The sequence below is a fragment of the Paraburkholderia sp. EG286B genome, assembly GCF_040965655.1.
Lineage (GTDB): Bacteria > Pseudomonadota > Gammaproteobacteria > Burkholderiales > Burkholderiaceae > Paraburkholderia.
Window position 1 is genome coordinate 1 of the sequence record NZ_JBFRCF010000237.1, and the last position, 255, is coordinate 255.

The following is a 255-nucleotide window of genomic DNA, read 5'->3' on the forward strand; positions in this document are numbered from 1 at the left end:
GTACCAAGATTGTGATTTTCGTGTGTACCAAGACTATGGCTTCAGACTTGCAGATACAGCTCGACCGGACAGCAAAACGGCCCCTCACAGAGCAGATTTTTGAGAGCATCAGCAGAGCAATAGAGTCTGGGCTGCTCGAATCCGGTACACGGCTGCCATCATGGAAAGACCTTGCGTCGCAGCTCGGGGTCGCGCGCGGGACCGTTAAGGCTGCCTATGAGCTTTTGAATGATTCACAGATGATAGAAACGTTTG

At 51.8% G+C, this 255-nt stretch carries 1 protein-coding gene; it reads left to right on the top strand.

The window, feature by feature from the left end:
* Positions 1-35 precede the first annotated feature (35 nt).
* The coding region (locus AB4Y42_RS44585; protein WP_368697940.1) for a GntR family transcriptional regulator at positions 36-255 on the top strand (220 nt) is incomplete at its 3' end.